Genomic DNA, 15734 nt, shown 5'->3' on the forward strand with positions numbered 1-15734 from the left:
CTGTATCGAAATCGGACTAAAACGCGGCCAACATCATTATAATAAAATGATTATCAAATCTTTGCAATCCGGCATAGGGTTGCAGGTATAGTAAACTCAAGTAATAAATCTCTAATCAGAAACTATGATCGATCTCAAGCGTATCTCGAAATGGGTAAATGTCGGCGGAAAACCCAATTTTATTTTGAAGGACATCAACCTCGAAATAAAAGAAGGGGAATTCGTCTCCATCATGGGGCCTTCCGGCTCAGGCAAATCGAGCTTATTGAACATCATCGGCATGCTGGACGACTCCTCCGAAGGCGAATACTTCTTCCTCGGCCAGGGCGTCCACACCCTCAGAGAAAAGCAACGTTCCCAGCTGTATAAACAATACATCGGCTTTGTATTCCAGGCCTATCACCTCATCGACGAACTCACCGTATACGAGAACATCGAAACCCCCCTCATCTATCAGAATGTAAAATCTTCCGAACGCCAGGCCATGGTAGCGGATATCCTCGACCGGTTCCAGATCGTCGGCAAAAAAGGCCTCTTCCCCACCCAGCTCTCCGGCGGTCAGCAACAACTCGTCGGCATCGCCCGCGCCCTCATCGGCAAACCCAAGCTGCTGCTGGCCGACGAACCCACGGGTAATCTTAATTCCCGCCAGGGCGAGGAGATCATGGATCTGTTCAAACAGCTCAACAACGAAGGGGTCACCATCATCCAGGTAACCCACTCGGAAAAGAACGCCGGCTATGGCTCGCGGATCATCAACCTGCTGGACGGTCGGATCGACAACTCCAACTAACCAGCCACAACACATATAACTCTTATGCGCTATCTATCTTTCTCGTTTTTGCTCCTGTCCTTCGCCCTATGCACCGGCACGCTCGAGGCCCAATACGCCAACAACGCCGTACCCGGCAACGATCAGATCACGGGCACCCTCACCCTCCAGCAGGCCGTCGCCATCGCTATGAAAAATAACCTGGCTGTCAATAACTCGGATCTCGGCTCCCAGCAGTTTAAGATCCAATACGACCAGTCCTGGGAATATATGCTGCCGACCCTCAGTGCAAGCGGCGGCCAGTCGATCAACTTCGGCCGGTCCATCAGTTCCGCGAACAACCAGTACTCCAACACCCAGTTCGAGGCCGGTAATGCCGGGCTCAACGCCGGCCTTGTCCTGTTTCGCGGCCTCCAGTACCAGAATGGGCTGAAAGCATCCCGCTACGCCTACCAGGCCAGCAAAATGGATCTTCAGCAGCAAAGGGATAATGTAACCCTCAACGTGTTACTGGCTTACCTGCAGGTGTTGAGCAACCGCGATCTGCTCGCGCTGGCCATCGAACAGTCCCGCACCGATAGCGTCCAGCTCGAACGCCAGAAGGTCCTCGGATCCGAAGGAGATCTCAATCCCCTGTCCGGCCTCACCGACCTCCAGGGCCAGTATGCCGGCGATCAGGTCGGCATTGCCCAGAACGTCAACAACCTGGAAAACTCCAAGGTCGCGCTCTTCGCCCTGCTCAACGTTCCCTACAACCGCGAGGTCGAGTACCAGAACAGCGTCACCACAACCGATATCTCCCAATACCAGGCCTCCCCGGACAGCATCTTTCGCAAGGCGCTCAGCCTCTACCCCAACATCGAGTCGGCACGGCTGAAAGAATTGCAATACACCCGGGCCCTGGCCCAGGCCCGTGGCGCCTACTATCCGACCGTCTCGCTCAATGCCGGCGTCTCCACGACCTGGATCAATAACCCCGCCGGAACCTTCACGCCCAGCGACAGCGCCTACCAGAAAGTAAATAATATCTACGCCGCCAATGGCGCCGCCCAATACCAGATCTTCCAACAGCAATACACGAATGGAACAACCACCTATCCCGACTGGTGGAACCAGTTCAAGAACAACCGCGGCGAGAACATCGGCATCAGCGTACAGATCCCGATCCTCAACGGCTTCCAGGCCCGGAACAATGTCCGCCTGGCAAAGCTCAACCTCGAAAACTCGCAGATCAATAAGGTCAATGCCCGCAACTTCCTGCAACAACAGGTAGAGAATGCCTTCCAGAATATGGTCGCAGCATACAAAAGCTATAAGTTCTATGCCGAACAGGCAAAGGCCTTCGAGGAATCCTTCCGCATCACCAATATCCGGTTCACGGAAGGCGTCATCACCTCGGACATCTACATCCAGGCAAAATATCGCAGCGACGTCGCCGAGGTCAACCTCGCCGCCGCCAAATACATCTATATCTTCCGGACAAAAGTGTTGGATTATTATCAGGGAAGGCTGGATCTCACCAAATAATCCCCCCTCTATCTTACTTCGATAGCCAGTCACGCAGGTGGCTGGCTATTTTGTTTCCCTCCACCATAAAACCATCATGGCCATAGGCCGAATCTATCTCGATAAGCTGCGCATTCGGCAGGTGCGCCGCCATATGCCGCTGCTCCTCAAAAGGACAAAGGATATCGCTCGTAATGCCGATAACGAGGGTCCGCTGCGTGATCCCCTGCAACACCGCCTCCACGTCTCCGTTCCGCGTTTCCACCGTCGCCGCGCCAGTCGCCTCGGCTTCCCCTGTCGCGGCTCCCGCCGTCTCCCCGGCACCATCCCGCCCCCTGGCAACATTATGACTGTCCATCGCCTTCGTCAGCAGCCAATAACAATAGGCATTAAACCGCTCCACCAGTTTCGTCCCCTGGTACTCGATATACGAAGAAGCCCGAAACCCATCCAGTTTCTGCACATCCGGGTCCGTCTGCTTCTGCACCATGATCCCATAATTACGATAGGTAAGGATGCCGATGGCCCTCGCCGCCTTCAATCCCTTCTGCCCCGCATCGGATCGCGCCTCCCGCCAGCTGCTATCCGCCTCGATGGCAAGCCGCTGCGCCGTATGCACTGCGATCCCCCAGGCGCTCTCCGTCGGCGAGGTCGCGATAAGAAATAATTGCCCGACCCGCTCCGGCTCCATCACGGCCCATTCCAACGCCTGGTATCCCCCCATGCTTCCGCCCATCAGCAAATGGATCCTGCCGATGCCCAGATGCTCCCGGAGGGCAATATGCGCCCGCACCATGTCGCGTATGGTGATCGCCGGAAAATCGCTGTATAAAGTCGCGCCCACCCCAGCGTCACCCGCCGCGTTGCCCGCAACGTCACCCGCCGTTCCACTCTTCCCGCCGCCATCGCCCGCTTCCTGCCGCCCAACCCCATGCTCACCAACACCCGGTCCGGCCCCAACAGGTCCCGAACTCCCATAACAGGAACCGAGGATATTCGCGCAGACGATAAAATATTCCTCCGGCCGGATCGCCCCCTCCTCCCCGATCACGCCGGGCCACCACCGCGCAACATCGGAATTGGCGGTCAGCGCATGACACACCCACACCACATTACTGCCGTCCGCATTCAGCCGTCCATACGTATGATAGGCTATCGTGATCCCGGGCAGCGAGCCGCCCGCTTCCAGCGCAAAAGGCTGATCCAGTCGTAGATAGTTCATGGAGCCGATACTCTCTTAAATTTCGATGCAAAATAAGGGCTTAGGTGCCTTACTTTTGCAAAAATCTTCTATTTATGATCCTAATCGAGCTAGACCGGGTAAGCGGTGACTTTGGTTTCGAAGCAAAAGACACATCCGGGCATACCGTACGCCTGGATAGCAGCCCAGAATCAGGCGGGGCCAACTTTGGGGTACGCCCCATGCAGATGCTGCTGATGGGCCTGGGCGGCTGCAGCGGCATTGATATCGTCTCCATCCTCAACAAACAACGGCAGGCCGTCGAAGGCTTCCAAATGACCATCGATGGCACCCGCGAGACGGGCAAGGAAGCCACCCTCTGGGAGACCATCAACATCCATTTCGCCCTGAAGGGTAATATTGACCCCGATAAGGCAAAAAAAGCCTGCCAACTATCCATGGATAAATACTGTTCCGTCGCCGCCACCCTCCGCGAAGCCCACGCCGCCATCAACTGGACCCTCAGCGTCAACGGCAAGGCCGTCTAATCCTTTTATCACTCAATAGCTAAATAGCATGTCCACTCATCGTATAACAAACGCCATCCGCATCCGTGCCGGCCAGACTCCCGAAAAAGAGCACTCCACTCCCCTCTTCCTCACCAGCAGCTTCTGCTACGATGACGCCGAAGAGATGCGTGCCGTCTTCGCCGACGAGAAAGAAGGAAATATCTATAGTCGCTTCAGCAACCCTTCCGTACAGGAGTTCGTCGACCGGCTGGCCGCCCTCGAAGGCGCCGAGACCGGCTTCGCCACCGCTTCGGGGATGAGCTCCATCGTCGCCACCTTTCTCACCTTTCTGAAGAAAGGCGACCACCTCCTCGTCTGCAATGCGATCTTCGGAAGTACCCATACCATCATCACAAAATACCTCCCCAAATACGGGATCGAGTACACCTATGTCAATACCGATCCTTCGACATGGGACGCCGCCATCCGGCCCACCACCCGCATGGTCTTCCTGGAGACGCCCACCAACCCCGGCCTCGAGATCGTCGATCTCGCCGCTGCCGGCGCCGTCGCCCGGAAACACAACCTTCTCTTCAATGTCGACAACTGCTTCGCCACCCCCATCGGCCAAACTCCTATCGACTTCGGCGCCGACCTCGTCGTCCACTCCGCAACAAAATGGCTCGACGGCCAGGGCCGCGTCCTCGGCGGCGCCGTACTCGGAAGAAAAGAACTCATAAAGGATGTCTATCTCTTCTGCCGCAGCACCGGCCCCTCCCTCTCCCCCTTCAACGCCTGGGTCCTCAGCAGAAGCCTCGAAACCCTCGACGTCCGGATGGAACGCCACTCATCCAACGCCCTCTACCTGGCACAGGCCCTCGAAAACCATCCCGCCATCGCCTCCCTCCGCTATCCCTTCCTCCCCAGCCATCCGCAACACGCCATTGCAAAAAAACAAATGAAGAATGGCGGCGGCATCTTCTGCTTCGACCTGAAAGGCGGCCTCGAAGCCGGCCGCAAATTCCTCGACAACCTCCGGATGCTCTCCCTCACCGCCAATCTCGGTGACACCCGCAGCATCGCCTCCCACCCCGCCAGCACCACCCACGCCAAGCTCACCCCCGAAGAACGCGCCGCCGTCAATATCACCCCCGGCCTCATCCGCATCTCCGTGGGACTCGAACACCGCGACGACATCCTCTCAGACATAAAAAAAGGGTTGGCTTCTTAAGCCAACCCTTTTCAATCTTATTTTTTCGCGCCGCAAACCGGCTCATCCCGCTGCAATCTTCCACCGCTGTCAGCCTACGCCCGCCGCAACCTACCTTTTCCTCCGTCGGCCTGATGCCGCCGCAATCTGCCGCCGCCGCGCTCCTAGTCGCCCCAGATATCCCCCTCTCCCTTCAACCAGGCCTTCACACTCTCCGTCGTCACCGACTTCGGCCGCTCCAGCGGGAATCCCAACGCCCGGTCCCAGCAAAGGCTGGACAACACCCCAAGCGCCCGGCTCACCCCAAACAAAACCGTATAGAATTCATACTCGACAAGTCCATAATGTACCAGCAGCGCGCCGCTATGCGCATCCACATTCGGCCACGGATTCTTGATCTTCCCAAGCGACTGCAATATCGGCGGCACCGTCTCATAGATCGTCCAGACCGTCTGCACCAGCGGATCATCGGGAATATGCTTCTTCCCAAATTCCATCTGCGCCTCGAACCGCGGATCGGTCTTCCGTAACACCGCATGCCCATAACCCGGCACCACCTTCCCTTCACTCAGCGTCTTCTGCACATAATCCGCAATCTGCTCCTTCGATGGCCGCTCCACACCCAGGTCTTCCCGCATCTCCATGATCCATTTGATCACCTCCTGGTTGGCCAGGCCATGCAACGGACCGGCAAGCCCGTTCATCCCCGCCGCAAGGCTCAGATACGGATCGCTCAGCGCCGACCCAACCAGGTGCGTCGTATGCGCGCTGACGTTACCGCCTTCATGATCGGCATGGATCGTCATATACAACCGCATCAGCTCCCGGAACGTCTCATCCTCATAACCCAGCATATGCGCAAAATTCCCCGCCCAATCCAGCAGGCCGTCGGGGTGGATATGATCCTCGTTCTTATATTTTCTCCGGTAGATATAGGCGGCAACCCGTGGCAGCCGCGCGATCAGGTCCATCGAATCGTCAAACACCGCCTCCCAATGATCCTTCTTCGCCATCCCCTTTGCATATTTGTCGGCAAACTTGCTCTCGGTCTGCAACGCCATAATGGCGACCACAAACTGCGTCATCGGATGCGAATCCTTCGGTAAAGCCTCTATCGCCGCAAAAACATGATTGGGAACATGACTCCGCCGCTGCCAGTTGGCGGTCAGATCGTGCGCATCTTCTTCCGTAGGTAACTCTCCCAGCAACATCAGATGGAACAACCCTTCAGGCAATGGCTCCGTCCCGCCCTGGGCCTTGGGCAGCCGCTGCTGCAGCTCCGGGATCGAATAACCCCGAAAGCGGATGCCTTCCTGTGCATCCAGCAGGGAAGTCTCGGTCACAAGACCCGTCATCCCCCGCATGCCCTGATAGATCTGCGCCAGCGTCACCTCGCCGATCTTCTTTCCGCCATGCTCTTTAATGATATCCTTTATCTCGCCGGCCAGCCCATCAGCCTACACCTTGAACCTTTCTTTTATAGTTGCCATATCGATAGATTTTTCGCCCGTAATCCAAATCAGATTTTCCCGGGCGGAGTAAAAGTACACTACAAAACGCTGGGGAACAAATGATCAGTTGCCTTTAAAAATTAAATTCCAATTAACGGAAACTAACGAACGTTAGCCTCAATCCCCTCGGTCGTCACCCCTTCTCGTGCCCCCGTCGGCCCGTCTCTTTTCGCCTCCGTCGTCGCCCCCTCACGCTCTCCATCGGCCCGTCTCTTTTCGCCTCCACGTACCCCCGTCGGCGCCCTATTTCGGCGTCTTCACATAAAGGATACACGCCACCCCACTGAAAATGATATTCGGCAACCAGGCAGCCAGCATGGGCGGCAGATCCCCCTTCGTCGAAAAGGTCACCGCAAACTTATCCATCACGACAAATATCGCCGCAAGCACGATCCCCACCGCCAGATGCAACCCACTGCCGCCTCTGATCTTCCGGCTGGCAATGATCGCACCGATCAGCGCCATGATGATCACGGAAAAAGGCGTGGCATCCCGGTGATACAACTCCACCTTGAAGGTATTCAACCCCTCCGAACCCCGTACCTCCTCCATATGGATGAATTGATGCAACTCCGGCGTCGTCAGCTTATCCTTCATATAGTCGTCCCGCCGCAGTTCCTTGGGCAGCACATTCAGATTCACGTGCAGGCTGTCCCGTTTCTTTAACGTCTCATGCACCCCGTCAATTGTCCGCTCCACCACCGTGGACAGCTTCCAGTCCTTTTTGGCAGCATCCCATCGCACCGACTCCGCCCGGATATTGTAATACACCTTATTCCCCTTCAGCTTCTGCAAAAAGAAATTCGTCGCCACCTTGTTCAGGGTGTCATAATACCGGAATCCCACAAACGTCACGGGGTCCACCCGGAGATAAAAATTATTGTTCTTGTAGGGATCACCGTTGTAGCTGCTGTTCCGGTCCACATACACCGCCTGAAAATCGGTTCTTATCTCGTTGGCCTTCGGAATAAAATACTGGCTGGCAAACCAGAAGATCAGCGAAAGAAACACCGCACCGATCAGGTAAGGCCGCAGCATCCGGTTAAACCGGACCCCGCCCGCAAGGATGGCAATGATCTCCGACCGTCCCGCCATCTTGCTGCTGAAGTAGATGACCGCGATAAACACCATCAGCGGATAGATCATCGACATGATAAACGGGATGAACCCGATATAATACAGCATGATCAGCTGCTTCGCATTCAGCCCGCTCCGCACAAAATCATCCGCCTTCTCGCTCGTATCGATCACCACCGCGATAATCGTGATCACAAGCATCGTGAACACGAACGTCCCAAGAAACTTTTTTAATATGTATCTATCCAGCAGCTTGATCATAGCACAGACATGGCTCCAGCTTCCGGTGCGCAGAGCCGCCGCAATTTACTTCATCTTCCCCACTTCCCCGCCCCCAAACGCGCCAATAGCCCCCCGGGGTATAGAAATTGCTGTTAAAAATGGCGGTAGTCCCACCCCTGATCATCCTCCGTATACTGACCCCGATCACGCTCAGGCTCAATTCCGATCATCCCCGGACCCGCCCCGATAAAGCCCGATCCCGATCGACGGATCACTAATAAATCTCGTCCCATGCAACCTGTCTGGATTATTTTTTGGTACGGGTACCTGGCTGCCCAGCTGTTCCTCGCCTCTTTCCTGGTCCATCCCCTCATCCTGCTGCTCATCTATACGATGGCCCGGCTCCTCGGCCGCCGGCCGTCACCCACTCCTTTCGCCGAGGTCAAAAAAGAGTTCCAGTTCGGCATCGTCATCACCGCTCACCGCGAGGCCGATCTCATCCCACCCATCGTCGATTCCCTCCTGAAACAAACGCATCGGCGCTTTAACGTATATGTCGTCGCCGACGACTGCGACACCACTCACCTGCACTTCCCCGATACCCGTATCCATATTCTCAGGCCGGCCACTCCCCTGAACGACCAGATGGCCTCGCTGGACTATGGCCTGCAACATCTTACCGACCAGGATGAAGTACTGGTCATCTTCGATCCCGATAATCTCGCCCACCCCGATTTCCTCCGCACCCTCAACGCGTTTTACAATAGTGGCTCCAACGCCGTCTATGGCCGCATGCGGTCAAAGAATACGGAAGACACCTACGAACAGATTGACCACTGGGGCGCATCACTCAGCAATTTCATCGAACGCGACATGCGCTCCCTCCTCGGATTCTCCGCGAACATCTCCGGCAGCGGCATATCCGTTCACAAAGCCTTATATAAAAAGATTAAATATGATCAGCGCAGCAGGACGGGAGGATTTGACAAGCAATTACAACTGGGCATCGTAAAAAATATCCACCGCATCACCTACGCCCGGGAAGCGGTATTCTATGACGAAAAAGTCCGCGACGGCAACAATTTCGAGCGCCAGCGCACCCGCTGGATCGCCGCCCATTTCAAATTCCTGGGCAATGCATTCAACTTATTGTGGACAGGACTCCGCAGACGCGATGGCAATCTCATCTATTTCGCCTATAACCTCGTCCGGCCGCCCTATTTTATCCTGCTGGGCCTCTCTTGTTTCATGATGATCACCGACTGGTTCATCGACCCCCGGCTCAGCTATGCCTGGTTAGGTTGCCTGGCGGCTTTTACGCTCTCATTTCTGTTGATCGTAACAAAGGATGTCGCCCATCGGTCCCCGGGAAAGATCCTGCTTTATATTCCCCGCATCTTCTATCGCCAGATCCGCGCGCTGACCCGGCTCCGGTTCAATAAAAGGTCACTGCTAAAAACCAGTCATACCCGGATCGTCTACATCGACGATATCCTCCGGCCGTCCCCAACTGCCCCGCCCTCCGTCACCCGCAGCCCGTCATCCGCAGCAACCCTCTCCTCCCCAACTGCCCCGCCCTCCGTCACCCGCAGCCCGTCTTCCACCCCTGCATCCGTCACCCGCAGCTCGTCGCCCGTCTTCCCCCCATTTAAAGCCGGCGCTTTAAAACCTCCACCTGACCCCGCTTCCAGCTCGCAAAATCCCCCGCCAGGATATGCTTCCTCGCCTCCCCAACCAGCCAGAGATAGAACGCCAGATTATGGACGCTCGCGATCGTCAGCCCAAGGATCTCCTTAGCCTTCACGAGATGCCGCAGATAGGCCTTCGAATAATATTCGCTGAAAGCGCATCCGATGCCGGTGTCTATCGGCGAGAGGTCCATCTCCCATTTCTTGTTATCGATATTGATCACCCCCTCGGAGGTAAAAAGCATCGCATTCCGGCCGTTGCGCGTCGGCAACACACAGTCGAACATATCCACCCCCCTGTCGATGCATTCGAGGATATTCCACGGCGTCCCCACACCCATCAGGTAGCGCGGCCGGTCGAAAGGCAGGTCCTCGCAACAGGCGGCGCAGATATCATACATCTCCTGCTCCGGCTCACCCACGCTAAGCCCGCCTATCGCATTGCCGACCGCACCCTTACCCGCGATATAGGCACAGGAAGCCTTGCGCAGCGCAGGGAACACACTTCCCTGAACAATCGGGAACAGGTTCTGCGTATAGCCGTATTTGTCAGGGGTCTCATGAAAATGTTCCCAGCATCGGTCCAGCCAGCGATGCGTCAGATGCATCGACCGCTCCGCATAACCATAGTCACACGGATAGGGCGGACACTCGTCAAAAGCCATGATGATATCCCCGCCGATCGTCCGCTGGATATCCATCACCTTCTCCGGACTGAACAAATGCCGGCTCCCGTCGATATGCGATTGAAAGATCACCCCCTCCTCCTGTATCTTGCGGGTACCCGAAAGCGAAAAGACCTGATACCCCCCGCTGTCCGTCAGGATCGGCCGGTCCCAACCGTTAAACCGGTGTAACCCGCCCGCCGTCTCCAGCACCTCCAGCCCCGGCCGCAGATAAAGATGATAGGTATTGCCCAAAATGATCTGCGCCTGCACGTCCTGCTTCAGCTGCTGCTGACTCACGGCCTTGACGCTGCCCACCGTCCCCACCGGCATAAAAATGGGCGTCTGTATCTTCCCATGATCCGTGGTGATGGTCCCCGCCCGGGCCGCCGACCCCGGCGCTCCCCCTTCCAATGCAAATTGTAATGATTTCATATTTGTCTGACCTTCGGTCGAACCGCCTCCAGCGGTTCCTGTCGGGCCGCAAATTACATATTCCCCCCCGCACCACCACGACCACCCCACATATCCGCATCCTCCGCACCATCATGCCACCCCTGGGATACCACGTAAGTGGTATCCCCACGAACCCCCTTCTTTTATTCTCTCTACGCCGAAAATTTGTACTTTCGCCCCTGCGCCGGCCACCGGCCGGCGCCGACAGTAAACACCTTATGGCTAAAACGTTTTGGAGTTTCCCCTGGCTCGAGCTGTTTTTTATCGTTTTTTGTCTGATCACCCTGGTACAGTTATTCTACTATGGTTGGTTCTTCAGAAGGCTGGCGTTCTATTCCCCCCCGCCAAAAGAGCACTCTCAACAACACCCCGTCAGCGTCATCATCTGCGCCCGGGACGATGCCGCACGACTCATCACCCACCTCCCCGGAGCCCTCGCCCAACGCTATCCCAGCACCCATGAGATCATGGTCGTAAACCATAATAGCCAGGACGAGACCCGCTATCTCCTCGACGAGTTCAAAAAGACGTTCAAAGGCCTCCATATCGTCAATCTCGAACACGAAGCCCTCGGCATCCCCGGTAAGAAATACCCGCTCAGCATGGGCATCAAGGAAGCCCAGCACGAGATCGTCCTGCTCACCGACGCCGACTGCATCCCCGCCACCGAATTCTGGATCCAGAAAATGCAGGACGCCTACGAAAACGGTGTAGAGATCGTCCTCGGCTATAGCCCCTATAAGAAAAGCCCCGGCTTTCTCAACAAGATCATCCGCTTCGACACCTTCCACACCGCCCTGCAATATTTCTCCTACGCCCTCGCCGGCCACCCCTATATGGGCGTCGGCCGCAACCTCTCGTATAAAAAGGACGTCTTCTTCCGCAACAAAGGCTTCTCCGCCCTCAACCACGTACCCGGCGGCGACGACGATCTGTTCATCAATAAAGTCGCAACGAAGGAGAACACCGCCATCGTTGTCGACCCTGATACCTTCACCCTCTCCGAACCGAAAAAGACTTTCCCCGAATGGTACCGCCAAAAAGCCCGTCACCATACCACCGCACGCTATTATAAACCCCTGCATAAATTCCTGCTGGGGCTCTACTCCACCACCCACCTGCTCTTCTACCCCCTGCTGATCGTCAGTCTCTTCGTCAACTGGCGCATCGCCCTCATCGGCTTCGGTATTCGCACCCTCACCCAGGGTTTCATCTTTCACAAGGCCATGCGAAAGCTAGGCGAAGAAGACCTCTTCCCCTGGTGGTGGCTGCTCGACCTCTGGATGCTCGGCTATTATCTCATCTTCTCTTCCTCATTATGGAAAAAGCCAAAGGCCTGGAAGTAGTCCTGCAATATTTTGAGGACTTTACCCCGGCGCAGATCCAACAACTCAGCGCCCTCGGTGGCCTGTACACGGAATGGAACGCCAAGATCAACGTCATCTCCCGCAAGGATATCGACGCACTCTATGAAAAGCACGTCCTCCACTCCCTCTCCATCGCCGTCCCATTTACCTTTACCCCCGGAATGGAGGTCATCGACATCGGCACCGGCGGCGGCTTCCCCGGTATCCCCCTGGCCATCCTCTTCCCCGAGACCCGCTTCCACCTCGTAGACAGCATCGGCAAAAAGATAAAGGTCGTCGACGCCATCCGCGAAGCCATCGGCCTCACCAATGTCACGACCCAGCATATCCGCGCAGAAGAAATAAAAGATCGCAAATTCGACGTAGCCGTCTCCCGCGCCGTCGCCCCCCTGAAAGAACTCCACGCCTGGTCCCAACCCCTCCTCCGCAAGCGGAAAAGAACCGATCCCACCCAATTCCATTCCGGCCCTCTCTTCGCCACCATCCCCTCCGGCCTCATCTGCCTCAAAGGCGGCGACCTCTCCGCCGAGATATCCGAAAGCAATACCCGCCCCCGCATGGTGGAGATATATGACCTCTTCCCGCTCAACGAGTTCCGCGAAAAATACCTCCTCAACGTGCGCTTCTGACCCTGCCGGCTATCCCCAAAATGTTCCGCCGAACTTCCCCGGGCCTGCCCCACTTCTATCCCCAAATGTCCCCGCAAAACTACCACAATGTGGTATTGCCATCTCGCCAAAGGACCTGACCTTTGCTCCATGACAATATCTGTTTGCATTGTAGATGACAACAAAGACATCCGCTCTGCCCTCGAACAGATCATCCTGATGGCAGAAGGCTATACATTGGCCGGCTCCTATGCTGACGCAGAAGAAGCCCTGCAGAAGATTCCCGAGGTAAAACCCAATGTGGTCCTCATGGACATTAATTTAGGTGATGGTGAGAGTGGCATTGATTGCGTTCGGCAACTGAAACCGCAATACCCGGAGATACTTTTCATGATGTGCACCATCTATGAAGAGGACGAAAAAATATTCGAAGCCCTCAAAGCAGGCGCCAACGGCTATATCCTCAAGAAAACAGCCCCCGGCAAGCTCCTGGAATCCCTGCGCGAACTGCATGAAGGCGGGGCGCCCATGAGCTCACAGATCGCCCGCAAAGTGGTCAACGCCTTCCAACTCCGCGGCGCCGCCGACGCCAGCACCGCCAGCGCCGCCGCAAAAACAACCAGCCTACTATCCAATAGAGAAAACGAAATACTCGAACTCCTCGCCCGCGGCATGCTCTATAAAGAGATCGCCGCCCGGCTCTTTATCAGCCAGGAAACCGTTCGCAAACACGTTTATCACATATATGAAAAACTCCATGTGAACAATCGCGTGGAAGCCATCAACAAATTTTACGGCCGATGACGACCCCCGCATAAAACTTACCACAAAGTGGTATTGTTTTACCCTCCAAGAGCATCTATCTTCGCCACGGGCTGTTTGATATCAGATCCATTAGTCATTTTACCTTTTCCTCGGAATAATTTGCTAAGAAAATGGGCCGTCTTTCGTAGACAGCCCATTTTCTTTTTATGATGTAGGCAGTTCCCCCGCCCCATCCGGCCCGCGCCGGTATTACCAATTCAATTCCAACTTATTATTCTTCCGATCCACATCCGCCATCCGCTGCGACGGATCTATCTCCACCACCTTTAGATCCAGCAACTTCCTGGCGACGCTAAAAGTATACGTCGGACTCGTCCATTTCCACGGCTCAAACACCGTCCTCGGCGTCGCATCCTCCGCCGCCTTCGCCCCAAACATAGAATACTGCGGGATATATGCCATCTCCTTGCTGCCATCCTTATACGTAAGCAACACGTCCAACGGCATCGGCATCGTCCCCACCATCTTCAGCCGGATATTCGACTTCCCATTCTCCTCCCAAAGACTGTCGATCGAATAATCGATCGTCTTCGTCGTACTGATCCAATACTCCCGGTACCAGTCCAGCTTCATCCCGCTCACCTTCTCCGCGATCCGCAAAAAATCACTCGCATTCGGATGCTTGAACCGCCACTCCTTGTAATATTCCAGCAGGATCGCATCCCGGACAGAGGCGCCGGCGATATACCCCAACTCATCTATAAACATCGCCCCCATCGAATACGACGCGATGCTATACGCAAAATTGGTATTGTAATGATCCGCATGTGTCGTCAGCGGCTCCTGCAGCCCGCTCTTCACCAGCGCAAAATACGAGTTGTAGGAACCCGCCTGGTGCAACGGCAGCTGCGTCCGGTTCCGCTCGACGATATCCTGCAGCCCCTTGTTGTCGGGATGCTTCTTCAGCATCTCCTCATAGTAATAGGCACTCACCTCTCCCTCGGCGTAGGTGGTAAACCCTTCATCCATCCAGGGATACATCGACTCGTTCGTTCCCAGCATACCCTGGTACCAGCTATGCATCCATTCGTGGAAAGCGCCGCCAAGTGAAGGCCCAACCAGCAACGTGCTCATCGGGTATTCCATCCCGCCATCGCCGCCATGCACAAACGAATATTGCTTCCAGGGATATTTCCCAAAATGTTTCTCGATATAGGGCAACACCAGCACCGCCGCATCCGCAAGCGTCGTCCAAAGCGTGTCATTCCGCGCCTCGCCGCTCGCGTTCTTGTACAGCACGTTAATCGTCGGTCCGCCGGGGATCCGCCGCACCAGGTGCTTGTAATCGGGATCGGCGGCCCACATGAAATCATGCACGTTCGGCGCCGTAAAATGCCATTTCAGCTTCTCCCCCGCCGGCCGCACCACCTTGACGCCTGGCGCCTCATAACCATAACCGATCTGCGCCGCATTCTCCAGGTAGCCCGTGCCCCCGAGGATATAGGTCTTGTCGATCGAGATCGAAACATCATAATCACCCCAGACCCCATAAAACTCCCGCGCCACGTAAGGCGTCGGATGCCAGCCCTCATAGTCGTACTCGCACATCTTGGGATACCATTGACTCATGGAATACCTGACCCCCGTTTGGGGATTGTCCCGGCCGCTCCGGCGGATCTGCAGCGGCACCTGCGCCTCGAATTTCATCTGAAAGACCGTCGTCGTATGCGGCAGGATGGGCTTCGTCAGCTCCACTTCGAGGATCGTCTCCTCTTCTTTGAACTTTTGCGCCACGCCGTTCATCGTCAGCGCCAGCACATGCTGATAGCCGATCTCCTCCGGTTTCAGGTTCAGGATGCGATCCCGTACGCGGCTATCCCAATCCCGTTGCTCCCCGCCCCCGCGGCGCCCCGAGGAATAAACGATCTTCCCCAGCTCCCGGCTGCGGGTGTCCATCATGCTCCCCGGCTGAAACGCGTTCCAGTAGAGGTGGTAAAATACTTTCGTCAGCGTATCGGGACTGTTATTCGTATACGCCAACGTCTGACTGCCCGTAAACCGGTTCGTGCTCACATCCATATCGACGTTCATCGTATACTTGACGCGTTGCTGCCACCGGTCCGGCTGCGCCGACACCCCGGCCCAAATTCCCAGGAACAACATCCCGGAAAGCATGATCTTTTTTATCATAGTTCAAA

Annotated in this window: 12 protein-coding genes and 1 pseudogene; 8 read left to right on the plus strand and 5 right to left on the minus strand. The window is 55.9% G+C overall.

Annotated elements, in window-relative coordinates; all coding sequences use genetic code 11:
* Positions 1-124: 124 nt before the first annotated feature.
* Together VGM48_RS19265 and VGM48_RS19270 are read left to right on the plus strand one after the other, a co-directional pair.
* Positions 125-793 carry an ABC transporter ATP-binding protein gene (locus tag VGM48_RS19265; RefSeq protein WP_331582060.1) on the plus strand — a complete coding sequence of 223 codons (669 nt, stop codon included), beginning with the start codon at positions 125-127 and terminating at the stop codon, positions 791-793.
* A 24-nt stretch (positions 794-817) separates the two neighbouring features.
* A complete protein-coding gene (locus VGM48_RS19270; protein WP_331582061.1) occupies positions 818-2299 on the plus strand; it encodes a TolC family protein in 1482 nt (493 codons plus the stop codon).
* Positions 2300-2312: 13 nt separating this feature from the next.
* Here the strand turns inward: VGM48_RS19270 and VGM48_RS19275 are convergent, their stop codons facing one another.
* Positions 2313-3500 carry a homoserine O-acetyltransferase family protein gene (locus VGM48_RS19275; RefSeq protein WP_331582062.1) on the minus strand — a complete coding sequence of 396 codons (1188 nt, stop codon included), beginning with the start codon at positions 3498-3500 and terminating at the stop codon, positions 2313-2315.
* Positions 3501-3574: 74 nt separating this feature from the next.
* Here VGM48_RS19275 and VGM48_RS19280 point away from each other — a divergent pair, with 74 nt between their 5' ends.
* Positions 3575-4006, plus strand: a complete 432-nt coding sequence (locus VGM48_RS19280; protein ID WP_331582063.1) for an OsmC family protein — start codon at positions 3575-3577, stop codon at positions 4004-4006.
* A 28-nt stretch (positions 4007-4034) separates the two neighbouring features.
* Positions 4035-5198: a trans-sulfuration enzyme family protein gene (locus VGM48_RS19285; RefSeq protein WP_331582064.1), complete on the plus strand. Its 1164-nt coding sequence runs from the start codon at positions 4035-4037 to the stop codon at positions 5196-5198.
* Between the two features lie 143 nt (positions 5199-5341).
* Here VGM48_RS19285 and VGM48_RS19290 read toward each other — a convergent pair whose 3' ends face one another.
* On the minus strand, positions 5342-6625 hold the full coding sequence (locus VGM48_RS19290) for a citrate (Si)-synthase, eukaryotic (RefSeq protein ID WP_331582093.1): 1284 nt from the start codon (positions 6623-6625) through the stop codon (positions 5342-5344).
* A gap of 306 nt (positions 6626-6931) precedes the next feature.
* The gene (locus VGM48_RS19295) at positions 6932-8026 is read right to left on the minus strand and encodes an LptF/LptG family permease (RefSeq protein WP_331582065.1); all 1095 of its coding nucleotides are present in this window, start codon (positions 8024-8026) and stop codon (positions 6932-6934) included.
* A gap of 354 nt (positions 8027-8380) precedes the next feature.
* On the opposite strand from VGM48_RS19295, the pseudogene VGM48_RS19300 reads away from it, so the two are divergent.
* Positions 8381-9277: pseudogene (locus VGM48_RS19300) on the plus strand (glycosyltransferase); the annotation flags it as partial.
* A gap of 358 nt (positions 9278-9635) precedes the next feature.
* On the opposite strand, the gene tgt reads toward VGM48_RS19300, so the two are convergent.
* Positions 9636-10775 (minus strand): tRNA guanosine(34) transglycosylase Tgt, encoded by a 1140-nt coding sequence (tgt, locus tag VGM48_RS19305; RefSeq protein WP_331582066.1) that lies wholly within the window; start codon positions 10773-10775, stop codon positions 9636-9638.
* A gap of 2 nt (positions 10776-10777) precedes the next feature.
* Here tgt and VGM48_RS19310 point away from each other — a divergent pair, with 2 nt between their 5' ends.
* The 3 genes from VGM48_RS19310 to VGM48_RS19320 all read left to right on the plus strand — a co-directional run bounded on the left by VGM48_RS19310 (position 10778) and on the right by VGM48_RS19320 (position 13575).
* On the plus strand, positions 10778-12142 hold the full coding sequence (locus VGM48_RS19310; protein WP_331582067.1) for a glycosyltransferase: 1365 nt from the start codon (positions 10778-10780) through the stop codon (positions 12140-12142).
* Positions 12115-12792 (plus strand): 16S rRNA (guanine(527)-N(7))-methyltransferase RsmG, encoded by a 678-nt coding sequence (rsmG, locus tag VGM48_RS19315; RefSeq protein WP_331582068.1) that lies wholly within the window; start codon positions 12115-12117, stop codon positions 12790-12792. The genes VGM48_RS19310 and rsmG overlap by 28 nt, the downstream gene beginning before the upstream one ends.
* Before the next feature lie 129 nt (positions 12793-12921).
* Positions 12922-13575, plus strand: a complete 654-nt coding sequence (locus tag VGM48_RS19320; RefSeq protein ID WP_331582069.1) for a response regulator transcription factor — start codon at positions 12922-12924, stop codon at positions 13573-13575.
* A gap of 210 nt (positions 13576-13785) precedes the next feature.
* On the opposite strand, the gene VGM48_RS19325 is transcribed toward VGM48_RS19320, so the two are convergent.
* Complete coding sequence (locus VGM48_RS19325; protein ID WP_331582070.1) at positions 13786-15726, minus strand: M1 family metallopeptidase; 1941 nt, start codon at positions 15724-15726, stop codon at positions 13786-13788.
* Between the last annotated feature and the right edge of the window lie 8 nt (positions 15727-15734).

Source organism: Puia sp., assembly GCF_036500295.1.
GTDB lineage: Bacteria > Bacteroidota > Bacteroidia > Chitinophagales > Chitinophagaceae > Puia.